Annotated in this window: 13 protein-coding genes and 4 pseudogenes; 13 read left to right on the forward strand and 4 right to left on the reverse strand. The window is 39.1% G+C overall.

What is annotated here, in order from left to right; all coding sequences use genetic code 11:
- Positions 1-120: 120 nt before the first annotated feature.
- The 11 genes and pseudogenes from murF (at position 121) to B9P78_RS02790 (ending at position 9,641) form a co-directional block, all read left to right on the forward strand.
- The gene (gene murF / locus B9P78_RS02745; protein ID WP_233487668.1) at positions 121-1,215 is read left to right on the forward strand and encodes a UDP-N-acetylmuramoyl-tripeptide--D-alanyl-D-alanine ligase; all 1,095 of its coding nucleotides are present in this window, start codon (positions 121-123) and stop codon (positions 1,213-1,215) included.
- Between the two features lie 5 nt (positions 1,216-1,220).
- Positions 1,221-1,520, forward strand: a complete 300-nt coding sequence (locus B9P78_RS10010; protein WP_233487669.1) for a hypothetical protein — start codon at positions 1,221-1,223, stop codon at positions 1,518-1,520.
- A 269-nt stretch (positions 1,521-1,789) separates the two neighbouring features.
- Positions 1,790-3,327, forward strand: a pseudogene (locus tag B9P78_RS02750) (DEAD/DEAH box helicase).
- A 171-nt stretch (positions 3,328-3,498) separates the two neighbouring features.
- On the forward strand, positions 3,499-3,858 hold the full coding sequence (acpS, locus tag B9P78_RS02755) for a holo-ACP synthase (RefSeq protein WP_094518033.1): 360 nt from the start codon (positions 3,499-3,501) through the stop codon (positions 3,856-3,858).
- A 255-nt stretch (positions 3,859-4,113) separates the two neighbouring features.
- Entirely contained in the window at positions 4,114-5,322 is a 1,209-nt protein-coding gene (locus tag B9P78_RS02760) for an ABC transporter ATP-binding protein (RefSeq protein WP_094518034.1), read from the forward strand.
- Positions 5,322-5,972 carry an ABC transporter permease gene (locus tag B9P78_RS02765; protein ID WP_094518035.1) on the forward strand — a complete coding sequence of 217 codons (651 nt, stop codon included), beginning with the start codon at positions 5,322-5,324 and terminating at the stop codon, positions 5,970-5,972. Before B9P78_RS02760 ends, B9P78_RS02765 begins: the two co-directional genes overlap by 1 nt.
- A complete protein-coding gene (locus B9P78_RS02770; RefSeq protein WP_094518044.1) occupies positions 5,956-6,939 on the forward strand; it encodes an osmoprotectant ABC transporter substrate-binding protein in 984 nt (327 codons plus the stop codon). The genes B9P78_RS02765 and B9P78_RS02770 overlap by 17 nt, the downstream gene beginning before the upstream one ends.
- Positions 6,939-7,604: an ABC transporter permease gene (locus B9P78_RS02775; protein WP_094518036.1), complete on the forward strand. Its 666-nt coding sequence runs from the start codon at positions 6,939-6,941 to the stop codon at positions 7,602-7,604. The genes B9P78_RS02770 and B9P78_RS02775 overlap by 1 nt, the downstream gene beginning before the upstream one ends.
- A 29-nt stretch (positions 7,605-7,633) precedes the next feature.
- A pseudogene (locus B9P78_RS02780) lies at positions 7,634-8,152 on the forward strand (DUF2179 domain-containing protein); the annotation flags it as partial.
- Positions 8,153-8,465: 313 nt separating this feature from the next.
- A complete protein-coding gene (locus B9P78_RS02785; protein ID WP_094518038.1) occupies positions 8,466-8,960 on the forward strand; it encodes a QueT transporter family protein in 495 nt (164 codons plus the stop codon).
- Positions 8,961-9,041: 81 nt separating this feature from the next.
- Positions 9,042-9,641 carry an MBL fold metallo-hydrolase gene (locus tag B9P78_RS02790; protein WP_094518039.1) on the forward strand — a complete coding sequence of 200 codons (600 nt, stop codon included), beginning with the start codon at positions 9,042-9,044 and terminating at the stop codon, positions 9,639-9,641.
- A gap of 63 nt (positions 9,642-9,704) precedes the next feature.
- Here B9P78_RS02790 and cbpA read toward each other — a convergent pair whose 3' ends face one another.
- Positions 9,705-10,352 carry a cyclic di-AMP binding protein CbpA gene (gene cbpA / locus B9P78_RS02795; protein WP_094518040.1) on the reverse strand — a complete coding sequence of 216 codons (648 nt, stop codon included), beginning with the start codon at positions 10,350-10,352 and terminating at the stop codon, positions 9,705-9,707.
- Positions 10,353-10,601: 249 nt separating this feature from the next.
- Between cbpA and B9P78_RS10640 the strand changes: the two genes are divergently transcribed.
- Positions 10,602-10,961 (forward strand): DNA/RNA non-specific endonuclease, encoded by a 360-nt coding sequence (locus B9P78_RS10640; RefSeq protein ID WP_369824324.1) that lies wholly within the window; start codon positions 10,602-10,604, stop codon positions 10,959-10,961.
- Between the two features lie 68 nt (positions 10,962-11,029).
- Here the strand turns inward: B9P78_RS10640 and B9P78_RS10025 are convergent, their stop codons facing one another.
- Complete coding sequence (locus B9P78_RS10025) at positions 11,030-11,275, reverse strand: hypothetical protein (protein WP_233487670.1); 246 nt, start codon at positions 11,273-11,275, stop codon at positions 11,030-11,032.
- Positions 11,276-11,500: 225 nt separating this feature from the next.
- Positions 11,501-11,566 (reverse strand): annotated as a pseudogene (locus B9P78_RS10645) (hypothetical protein); the annotation flags it as partial.
- 8 nt (positions 11,567-11,574) lie between these two features.
- Here B9P78_RS10645 and B9P78_RS02805 point away from each other — a divergent pair.
- Complete coding sequence (locus B9P78_RS02805) at positions 11,575-12,336, forward strand: NAD(P)-dependent oxidoreductase (protein WP_094518041.1); 762 nt, start codon at positions 11,575-11,577, stop codon at positions 12,334-12,336.
- A gap of 136 nt (positions 12,337-12,472) precedes the next feature.
- Here the strand turns inward: B9P78_RS02805 and B9P78_RS02810 are convergent.
- A pseudogene (locus B9P78_RS02810) lies at positions 12,473-12,630 on the reverse strand (IS30 family transposase); the annotation flags it as partial.

The raw sequence follows: 12,630 nt of genomic DNA on the forward strand, positions 1-12,630 counted from the left end.
CGATGCAAGCGTAACTCAGACACAAACAGAAGCTATAGAACGCTAAGATGAACCAATCCCTATGCTGTTGGCACTCGTAGCCGCTGCATTTAGCGCAAGTTCATAGTTAGAGAGGTAGTTATGAAACCCACACAAATTAAAGATATCGTAAAAGCCGTTGGGGCCATTGATTTTACATCAGCGGCCAGATTTGAAGAGATCACTTCCGTGGAATTTGATTCCCGTTTAGTGACACCAGGCAGTTTGTTCGTGCCCTTAAAAGGCGAAACTGATGGTCACAGCTACATTGACAAAGCCATTGAAAATGGTGCTGTTGCAGCATTATGGTCTAATACAGCTGAACAAGCACCTGTTGGTTTTCCTATCATCCTAGTTGAAGATACCCTGGTTGCCATGCAAAAATTTGCAGCCGCATATTTAGCATGGATTGATCCAAAAGTCGTAGGTATTACGGGTTCTTCTGGTAAAACAACTACCAAAGATATGACGGCGGCTGTTCTATCAACAGCGCTAAAGGTACACAAAACAAATGGCAACTACAATAATGACATTGGGTTACCTAAAACAATTTTGGATATGCCTGAAGATACAGATGTTATCGTACTTGAGATGGGCATGTCAGCTGCGGGTGAGATTTCCTTCCTAAGTAAATTGGCCAAACCGGATGTGGCTGTCATTACCATGATTGGTGAAAATCATATTGAATTCTTGGGCTCGCGTGCCAATATCGCCAAGGCCAAATTAGAAATTTTGGATGGCTTGAAAGAAGAGGGCACCTTCATTTATCCTGGCGATGAAACGTTAATCGTCAATCAAATGCCACAAGATATGCCACAATCGACGTTAACGATTGGTTTAGATGATCAACAAGATATCTTCGCCTTTGATGTAACGATGGATCAATTCCGTTCGACTTTATTTACGAATTTATCCCCTGAATTAAAAATGGAAATTCCTTTATCAGGTGGTTACAATGTACAAAATGCCTTATCAGCACTTGCTATTGCCTATAGTTTAGGTTTATCAATGGAACAAGTACGTGCTAATTTAGCTGATTTCTCAATGACGGCTAATCGTGGAGCTTGGGAACGTGGTATTTTAGATACCCAAATCTTGAACGATACTTACAATGCCAGTCCTTCTGCAATGAAGCTGTTATCCGTAATTTCTCAGCGATTCCTACTAAAGGTAGCGCACAGAAAATTCTCATTTTAGGGGATATGTTGGAACTGGGTACATTCTCCGATGAATTACATGGGGAAATTGCGACAGTGATTGGGTTGAATATTTTTAAACATATTTTCCTATTCGGCCCACGTATTCGTCCGTTGATGGATGCTTTAGTACAAAAAGGTGTTGATCCAAGTAACATTACGCATATCGAAACGGATAAGGATGCCTTGATTGAACAGGTCAAAGCCATTCTAGAACCGGAAGATAAAATTTTAATTAAGGCAAGTAATGGGATGGGATTAATCGAAGTTGTGGAAGCGTTAAGAGTATCATCAGAACAAGAATGATGACGGCTTCATTTATAGGTTAACATTCACAAAGTTATGAAAAGTCTTGAATTTCAAGGTGATTTCATTTGTGCATTTGAAGTATCTATGCTATATTGTACTAGCTTGAGTATGTTTAGAGGAGTAGTAGAAATGTCTACTACCAACGTAATAAATATCAAATGAGAAATAGTCGAGCCTGGTGCATTTGGCATACTCGACTATTTTTGTTATGTGAGAAAATTTTTCACAGATAAATAGTTCACTCAAGTAGAAAAAGGAGAGACTAGATGAAATTTAATGAAATGAATCTATCAAAGCCAGTGCTTCGCGCAGTCGAAGAAATGGGTTTTGAGGAAGCAACACCCATCCAAGCACAAACAATTCCGATGGCACTTGAGGGGCAAGATATCTTTGGACAAGCGCAAACAGGTACTGGTAAAACAGCAGCCTTTGGTTTGCCTTTGTTAGAAAAAATCAATGACAATACTAGTGTACAAGCCTTGATTATTGAACCAACACGTGAGTTAGCTGTTCAAACAGGTGAAGAATTATACCGTTTAGGTAAATTCAAAGGCGTGCACACAACTACTGTTTACGGTGGTGCATCAATCGGTGGTCAAATCAAGTTATTGAAGAAAAACCCACCAGTTGTAATCGGTACACCAGGTCGTATCTTAGACTAATCAAACGTGGTATTCTAAAATTAAACAATGTGGAAACATTGGTTTTAGATGAAGCAGATGAAATGTTAAAAATGGGATTCATCGAAGATATTGAATCAATTATTCGTGAATTACCAACTGAACGTCAAACATTATTATTCTCAGCAACAGTACCTAAAGAAATTAAACGTATTGCTGACCACTTCATGAAGAACCCAGTTAGTGTTCACGTTGAAGCAAAAGAGATGACTGCTGACTTAATCGATCAATACTACACTCGTTGTAAAGATTATGAAAAATTCGATTTATTAACACAATTTATAGATGTTCAAAATCCAGATCTATCAATCGTCTTTGCACGTACAAAACGTCGTGTTGACGAAGTAGCACGTGGTTTAATCGAACGTGGTTACTCTGCTGAAGGTATTCACGGTGACTTGAGTCAAGAAAAACGTTTAGGCGTTTTACGTAACTTCAAAAATGGTAAATTAGATATCTTAGTCGCAACAGACGTTGCAGCCCGTGGATTAGACATCACCGGCGTAACACATGTTTACAACTTCGATATTCCACAAGACCCAGAATCATACGTTCACCGTATTGGTCGTACAGGTCGTGCTGGTAAAGAAGGTATGTCAGTTACTTTCGTAACGGGTAATGAAATGTCTTACCTACGTACGATTGAAAACTTAACCAAGAAACCAATCACTGCCCTACGTCCACCTACGCCACAAGAAGCATTCCGTGGTCAATTATCAAACGTTGTTGAACAAGTAAAAGAACTTACTGATGTTGATGACACTGATAAATACCAAGCTGCTGTGAACTACTTATCAGAACACTATACTGAAGATCAAATCGCTATCGCTTTGATTCGTTCATTAGTGAAAGATCCTTCTGATGTTAAAGTTGAAATCACACCAGAACGTCCATTACCTAACCGTGGTGGAAACGGCCAAAAACGTAACTACAACCGTAACCGTTCAGGTAACCGCAATGGTAACCGTAGCGGCGGCGAACGTTCAGGTGGTGGTGACCGTAAAGGTGGCTACAAAGGTAACAACAAAGATAAAAACCGTAACAGCTATGATCGTAAAAAATCAGGTGGCCAAGGCGGCGGAAAACCATCTAAGGGTAAGTCAGCAGAATTTAAAATTAGATAGTTATCAATAGAACAAACCAGATAAGTTTCGGGGATCATCCTTGAGACTTAGCTGGTTTTTTCTTATAAAGAAAACCTTTCAGGCCTATATGAAATAGGCTAAAATAAGAAAAACAACTTGGAAGCAGTAGATGCCATCTAGGTAGGTAGAAAATGAAGAGGAAGTATAGGTATGATAATTGGTTTAGGGTCCGATATTGTAGAAATTGGGCGTATTAAGCAAGCTGTTGAGCGTAATCCTCGCTTTGTCAGCAAAGTATTAACTGCAGATGAATTAAGCGTCTATGAGACGTTTTCAAATGATGTAAGGTGGTATGAGTATGTGGCTGGTCGTTGGGCAGCTAAGGAAGCTTTTTCGAAAGCTTATGGAACAGGTATCTCTAGCCACTTACATTTTCATGATATTGAGGTGGCAAATGATGACCAAGGGAAACCTTACATTCGATCAAGTAAACTTACAGATCAAGTTCATTTGACCATCAGCCATACAGCGCATTATGCAACCGCTACTGTCATTATTGAAGCACTTTAATTCTTTAGTGGAAATTAGATTCCTCACTAAAAATAATACAATTATTGTATTATTCCGAAAAGTTTATTTTATTTGTGAAAAAAGCCGTCAATCCCTTATAATTTATACCTTGATACATCAAAGGTTAAGTGATTAAAAGAGCGATTTGTCGGCTTTTTTGACTTGAATTACCGCTATATATTTGGGCATTTGCTCAAATTTTGATAAGGTTAAAAGGGTATTTTTTCACAAACGAAAAATTAGGAGGACTAATGAATGATTGAATTCAAGAATGTTGAGAAGGTTTATCCAGGCGGCACGACTGCCGTAAAGGATGCCACGCTGACAATTGATGATGGTGAATTTGTATGTTTCATCGGAACTTCAGGTTCTGGTAAAACAACAGCATTAAGAATGATTAACAGAATGCATGATCCATCGAGTGGACAAATTTTAATTGATGGTGAGCCAACGACGGCTATTGATCCAGTAAAATTACGTCGCGGTATTGGATATGTAATTCAACAAACAGGTTTAATGCCACATATGACCGTATACGATAACATCGTGACCGTGCCAAGATTATTAAAATGGGACGAAAAGAAAAATAGAGCAATTGCAGAACGTTTAATGGAACGTGTAGAACTACCATTAGAGTATCTAGATCGTTATCCAAGTGAATTATCTGGTGGACAACAACAACGTATTGGGGTTATTCGTGCATTAGCAGCTAATCCAAAAATTGTGTTAATGGATGAGCCTTTTGGTGCCTTAGACCCAATTACTCGAGAAGCACTACAAGAACTAGTAAAAGAATTACAAGTTGAATTTGGTTCAACTTTCGTCTTCGTAACGCACGATATGGACGAAGCTTTAAATCTTTCAGACCGAATTGCAGTATGGCATGAAGGTGAATTAATTCAATATGATACGCCAGATGAAATTTTACGTAACCCTGCAAATGAGCACGTACGCGGTTTCTTAGGGGAAGAACGTTTAATGCAAGCACAAACTGAGTTTATCACTGTGAAAGAAATCATGATTACTAGTCCTCTAACAGCAACCATGGGAATGTCCCTTGCTAGAGCAATCGGTGTTATGCGTGATCACCGTGTCGATTCATTATTTGTTATTGATGATGATCACCATTTAAAAGGTTTGTTAACCTTGAATGATGTCGCCTCTCGGTCTGCCCATTCAAATCTTTCTGTTGCAGATGTCATGCACACCAAGATTCGTCCAGTGCAAGAAGATGCTTTGGTACAAGATACAGCAACACGTATTTTGAAGGGACGTATTCCCAACATGCCAGTTGTTGATAAGGATGGTCGCTTAACTGGATTGGTGACACGTTCAGCCCTAGTGAATCTTGTTTACAACTCCATTTGGGGAGATGAAGAAGACATTGAAAATTTAACAGATGAGCCTGTCCTATCCAATGAACCTACAACCATTAACGCCACAAGCGAAGGAGCTGATTTGTAATGCAAGAGTTCTTTGCAACACAAGGTAGCGAACTGCTTCGATTATTATGGGAACATATTTACATGTCAGCCATCTCATTAGGCCTTGGGATTATCGTAGCCGTACCACTAGGTATTTTACTGTCTCAAGTGCCTAAGGTAGCCAACGTAGTGATTGGTATCGTATCAGTTTTACAAACCATTCCTACACTAGCCTTGTTAGCTTTAATGATACCTATTCTAGGTGTAGGAAAATTGCCTGCAATTGTAGCGCTATTTATTTATTCCTTGCTGCCAATTTTAAGAAATACCTATCTTGGTATGTCTAAGGTAAATCCAGATTTACTTGATGCAGCGAAGGGAATGGGGTTAACCCGTAGTCAAATTATTCGACAAGTACAATTACCGTTAGCGGTACCGGTTATTATGGCGGGTATTCGTTTATCAACGGTATATGTGATTGCTTGGACAACCCTAGCTTCATATATTGGTGGTGGTGGCCTTGGTGATATGATTTTCAATGGCTTGAACCTGTTTAGACCTGATTTAATCTTAGGTGGAACGATTCCGGTAACTATTCTAGCTGTATTAGCTGATTTCATCATGGCCCGTGTGGAAGCTTGGGTTTCACCGACAACCTCTTCAAAGGAAGGAGCTGAATCCCTTGCGTAAACTTAATAATGTAAAAACAGCAGTAGTGTCAATACTAGCGGCGCTAATCTTATCCGCCTGCTCATTACCAGGTTTAGGTGGGTCAGCAGATTCCGGTATTTCCATCGTATCGGGTTCAACAACTGAACGTCAAATTATGGGGCACATTGTTGCAGGTATGGTCGAACACTATACTGACTATCCAACAAATATTATTCCAAACTTAGGATCGTCTACCATGAACCATCAAGCTATGATTACTGGCGATGCGAATGTGTCTGCAGTTAACTATACTGGGACTTCCTTAACTGGAGAATTAGGGATGGAAGCTGAAACTGATCCTGAGTTAGCCTTGGAGACAGTTATCGATGAATTTGATAATCAATTTGATATGACTTGGTATACACCAGGCTATGGTTTTGAAAACACTTATGCCTTTATGGTACGCCGTGAAGATGCGGAAGAATATGGCTTAGAGAAAGTATCTGATTTAGAAGCACTTGCAGACGACGTCAAAGTAGGTGTGGATAATACCTGGATTAACCGTGAAGGAGATGGATATCCAGCCTTTCAAGAAGTGTATGGTTTTGATTTTCCAAACCTATACCCGATGACAATTGGTTTAGTATATTCTGCTGTTTCTAGTGGAGAAGTAGATGTCGTCTTAGGTTACTCGACAGATGGACGTATCATTTCTGAGGACTTAGTCGTACTTGAGGATGATAAACGACTGTTCCCACCATATGATGGAGCGGCAGTAGCGACCAATGAGGCTCGAGCAGAATATCCTGAATTAGATGGTATTTTCAAAAAATTAGCCAATCAAATTTCAAACGAAACAATGCAAGAATTAAACTTTACGAGTGACCAATACTTATTAGAACCAAAAGTAGTGGCAGAGCGTTGGTTAGAAGAAAATAACTACTTTGAAGATGCAGAACCGTATATGGAACCTGTAGCAGATAATGGATTGGGGGGTGAAGAATAGTGGTTGATGTAACGCAGTTAAATTTATTTGAACAAACAGTATATTACTTTCAACAAAATGGTGGGTACTTATTAGAACAGTTTTTACGTCAATTGTTGATGACCACTTACGGGGTAATTTTTGCCATTATTGTGGCAGTTCCCCTAGGCTTCTTCATTGTCCATAAACGTAAAACCTCATCCTTCATTTTAGGTGTGGCCAATATTATCCAAACAATTCCTAACTTGGCACTCTTGTCAGTGGTAATGTTGATTATGGGCTTGGGTACAAATTTAGTGGTCTTTACCATCTTCTTGTATTCCATCTTACCTATTTTGCGTAATACCTATACAGGAGTGATCAGTGTGGATGAAACCATGATTGATGTTGGTAAAGGGATGGGTATGACACCTTGGCAAGTGATTTTCCAGGTTGAATTCCCATTAGCCTTATCCGTAATTATGGGGGGGATTAGAAATGCCTTCATTACAGGTATCGGTATTTCAACGATTGGTACCTTTGTGGGTGCAGGTGGTCTTGGTGATGTATTACAACGTGGGGTCAATGCATCTCAAGGTACTTCAATTATTATCGCTGCAGTGATTCCAATATCTTTAATGTCTATCCTTGCCGATTGGTTATTAGGCCTTATCGAGAAAAAACTAGATCCTTCTTCAAGTAAATAATCCAAGAGGGACCATGAAAGGGTGACGTGATGGATTGGGGACTATTACTCCAAATCTTTTTTATTAATTTAGTCTACATTATGCTCAACACAATTCGTACATTGATGACCATGCGGGGTTACCGAAATGTAGCCCCAGTGATTGCAGTGATGGAAATCACTGTCTATACACTTGGTTTATCGATGGTAATGAAATATCTGGAAAATCCAATTTATCTATTGGCCTATGCTTTAGGTTTTGGTGTGGGTATCTATGTTGGTATGATGATTGAAAATAAAATGGCATTGGGCTATTCAGTGGTGGAAGTCTATGTGCAAAATGATGACCATACCTTAGCAAATGCTTTGAGAGAGCGTGGTTATGGGGTGACTATTCAAGTGGGTTATGGCCGAGATGGCGACCGCTTGATACTAACCATCTTAACACCACGGGCTAATGAGGTGTATTTAATTAAGACAATAGATGAAATTGACCCTAAGGCCTTTTATCTATCATACGATGTGAAATATATCCATGGTGGTTTCTGGTCTAAACGTGTAAATCCACGTTTAATCAGAAAATCTCGTGTAAAAGATGAGCATTCTGACAATATTACTATTGATGAAGTGGAATCGAAACAAGACTATGTTGAGGAAGCTGGACATATCTATGGCGACAATCATGTTGACCAAAGTGACCAGAATACCTTCCAAAACAAATCATAAGCATACAAAACACACGACTGTACCTTGGTGCGGACGTGTGTTTTTTGCATATGAAGATTAAATATGGGCTTGCCTCTTGTTAATATTGCAAAATTGCGGTATTTTAGTAACTGTTGTTCGAAAAATCCAACATAAAAAAACTAGGAGGAAAAAATTAATGAAAACGAAGAAATTAGTGACTTCAGCTATGGTCACAGCCATCTACATTGTATTAATGTATTTTGTGCAACCATTTGGATTTGGTGCTATCCAATTCCGTGTGTCAGAAGGCTTGAACCATCTTGCTGTATTCCACAAGGATTACAAATGGGGCGTAGTGTTAGGGGTATTCCTATCTAACTTGATGTTCTCAGCGTCATTAGGCATATATGATATCGTATTTGGTACGTTACACACGCTAATCTCATTCCTTGTAGCAGAGCAATTATTCCGTTTTGCAAAAGATACGAAACAACGTCTAGCGATTATTAGTATCATATTCTCAGTCATGATTTTTATCATTGCCTTAGAATTATTCTGGGTTATTCAATTACCATTCTGGATGACTTACTTAACAACATTCTTAAGTGAATTGTTTATTATGGGTATTACTGCACCATTATTCTATTATTTAGACAAACGTTTAGATTTTCATAAAATGATGGAAGACTAATTATTTGTAAGTGAATTCGACTATTGCTACAATAAGCCAGACTAGTAAAAGTCAATACCCCAAAGTGGAGGAAATCACTACATGAACATTTACCAATTAACTGTAGGGAGAATTCAAGAACATCCCTATTTCATCGTAAAAGATAACAAAGATACCTTAGTCATTGACCCAGGTGATGATGGCGAAGAAATCGCTCGTTACATTGAAGAAAATGAATTAAATCCAGTTGCTATTTTATTGACGCATGCGCATTTTGACCATGTGATGGCTGTGGAATATATTCGTGAGCGTTACAACATTGATGTATGGCAACATGAAATAGAAGCTGACTGGTTAACAGATAAGCAAACGCATGAACCATTAACCACAACACATTACTGGGCAGATATGGGTCAACAATCAGTTGCTGGTTTCGATTTTAGAAGTGAACACGTACCTGGTCATTCTCCAGGATCAGTAGTGTATATTTTTGAAGAAGAAGGCTTTGTAGTTGCGGGGGATACCTTGTTTAAAGGTTCTATTGGACGTACCGACTTTGAGTATGGTGACTTAGAAGCATTGCTAGCTGGTATCAAAAAACATTTGTTTACTTTACCGGATGAAACACTTGTCTTAAGTGGTCATGGTGATGTAACTAAGATTGGTATTGAAAAGGCAACAAATCCATTTTTACAAGATTAAGGCTAAAAAAATAACCTGCTTTTCGCGATAAGTTTCGTGAAAGGCAGGTTATTTTCGTGTTGGTTAACTGAGGGCGATTGACTTGGTGTTGTTTACCGACAGTACTTTGTAATTTTTTCGTTCGATTCTAGTGACGATTTTTTCAAGTGAAGCGGGTGAACAGTCACCATTCAGTGAAATAATGATGTTAGACACATTCGTTCTGGGATCAACTGATGTGACGACGGTGTTAATTGAGGTGAAGCGTCCGATGATGCGAGAGATGACGGCAATTGCCCCATGATCATCTTGACGTGCTTGTATGGTTAGCACAAATCCTTCTTCATCTAAACTCCACGCTTGAAATAAACCTCGTTCGAAGGCACGGTGGGTTAGAATGCCGTAGAAGGTGTGATCTTCATTTAACACACTGATATAAGGTAAATCCCTAATCGCAAAGATGGTTTGGAAGAGGGTAGAGTTTGTATAGATGTATTTCGTAGCATTCTTCAAATGATGTGTAACGGACACATCTAACGATTCACCATTCACAATGCGTTTGTATATATGTTGACGATAAACATTTCCGCGGTACATGGTCCCTGATTGGCTTAAAATGGGCAAGGAGCGGAAATTATTATCCTGCATGATGTCCAAGGCATCTTGAAGTGTATTTGCCTCGGTAACATATTTGATGGCATCCCGCTTGATACTTAATTCGCGGATATTCATATTAGTACCTCGCTCTTTCTTTGTTTTCAATTATCATTATACCATAAAAATGGCAAAATCATGCGTAAGATTATAAAAAGGTTAGAATATTGCAAAAATTGCATTGCATTTATTTAAATGTGAAAAATATCTCTAAAAGGGGTTCCATTTATTGAAATTCTTGTTATAACGGTCTTATTAATAAATTTCTGTAAACGTTTACGCCAGAAAAAGTAAGCGGTTACCTATTTTGAAAGGGGAAAATTTTACATGGCAAAAGTTGACTTAACGAAACAACCCTATAATTTAGATGCTGAAGACATCAAGTGGGTTGAGGATTCAATCGCAAGCATGTCTATTGACGAGAAAATCGGTCAATTATTCTTCAATATGGGTGCAAGTACGGAACCTGAGTACTTGAAAGATGTCTTAGACACTTACCATATCTCAGGTGTTCGTTACAACAAATCGAAAGCAAACGTTTCGGTTACAGAGAATTCAAATCTTGATCAAGGGCACGTCATCGCCGACTCCTTAGGAGGTGTGTCCAATGCCTATAATATTACTCCACAAGACAGTGTGCTGAACCGTCACGGGGATCAGGCTTATATGGAACGAAACATTGTGTAAGCAGGTGGGGCTACTAATTTTGAGGCTATCATTACCTATCCAGATACAACTACACAGGTTCCAAGTTCTTATAAATACACGTATACGATTAATGGGTACCAAGTAGTAGATGAATTCCAAAATATTAACCCAGATGAATACAACGCAGCACAAGGGCTAACAAGAGAAGATAGCTCACCTTCTGGCAGTTCCGGAATAGCAACATTCGCTACACCCACCGAGACTGCTGGAGGAGATGTATCTGCTGTAGATACGAACGGCAATGGCCAAGTCACGATCCAAGAAGCAAAAAATGCAGGGTACGCTATGCCCATTTATAGTGATCATTGGTTGTATCCGTACATGGATGACCGAGATGGGGATAGACAAGTCGGCGAATAGCTGTTAGAAATCTCATAAAATAACTCATATGTAGTCGGTAAAAATCAGTGCATTGCGAGTCAGTTTCTAAAAATTATAATCCACTAAGTATAACCTTATATTTTTTAGCTATACTATCACCCTTGCAAAGGTTATCTTTTGACTTTTTCTGAGAGGTTTCATAAAGTTAGAGAAAAGTAATTCATGTGAATAAATGCGATGTTTGTTCTATTAAAAACAAGGAGGTTACACCATGGACAAGATTATGATCACCGGCGCAAGCGGTAACATAGGCAAAGTCTTAGTAAACCATCTTAAAAAGAGTTACGATTTGACTTTGGTGGATATCAATTTCTATGATGTTAGACCGGAGCTTTTGAAGGGCACTATCGTCAAAGAGCTCGACTTGACCGTTAGCGAAAATTGGGAGGGTCTATTAGAAGGAATCGACTATGTTATCCACTTAGCGGGTAATCCTTCCCCCAATGCTGCGTTTGATGATTCATTGATTGAAATGAATTACAAGATGCCTTACTATTTATTCAAAGAAGCCTCAAAGAACGAGAACTTCGTTAAGCGGATTATCTTTGCAAGCTCTATTCATGCTGTAAATGCCTATCCGAAAAATGTGCAAGTGTCTATCGATGATCCAGTCCGGCCAGGAGATCTGTACGGTGTCTCAAAAGTCTACCAAGAAAGCCTTGCCAGCTATTTCGCCTTTATAGAAGGGCAAGAATCAATTGGCATTCGTATTGGTAATTTCAATGAAAACCTTCATGACCCGATTGTTGATGAATCCGGGTTGTCCGAATACCTTTCCCCGCGAGACCTTTGCCACCTAGTTGAATGCGCTATCAGGGTTACGCTGACTGAACCGTTTTTATTGGTTAATGGGTTGTCGAATAATAGATTCCCGCGTCTAGACATTTCACAGGCAGGGACAGCCATCAGTTACCAGCCACGTGATGATGCCTTTGCACTGCGGGGCTTCTTTACTGACGAAAATAGAAATTAATTCTATCAAATTCTCCAAAAAAGAGCGCTGCTGTATATAAGAATCCATATTTCACTTGTTAAGTTTACTACGTATTGAGGGGGACCTTATGGGAGAAGTTATAGAAGGACTTTATGCAACGTTGGAAGATGCTAGCCTTGCTATTGAGCGGCTTAAGAATCAAGGTTTTTCCTCTTCTCTCTACGTGATTTTTAGAATGGCGTGTTTTACCTCTGTGTCTTAATTTACGGATAGCGCCTCGATTACCGGTTGATAAACCAGGCTCATCGAAGTCGCCACGATAAATTGCACGAT

Origin of the sequence: Aerococcus sp. 1KP-2016, from assembly GCF_002252085.1 — a bacterium.
In the GTDB taxonomy this organism is placed as follows: Bacteria; Bacillota; Bacilli; order Lactobacillales; family Aerococcaceae; genus Aerococcus.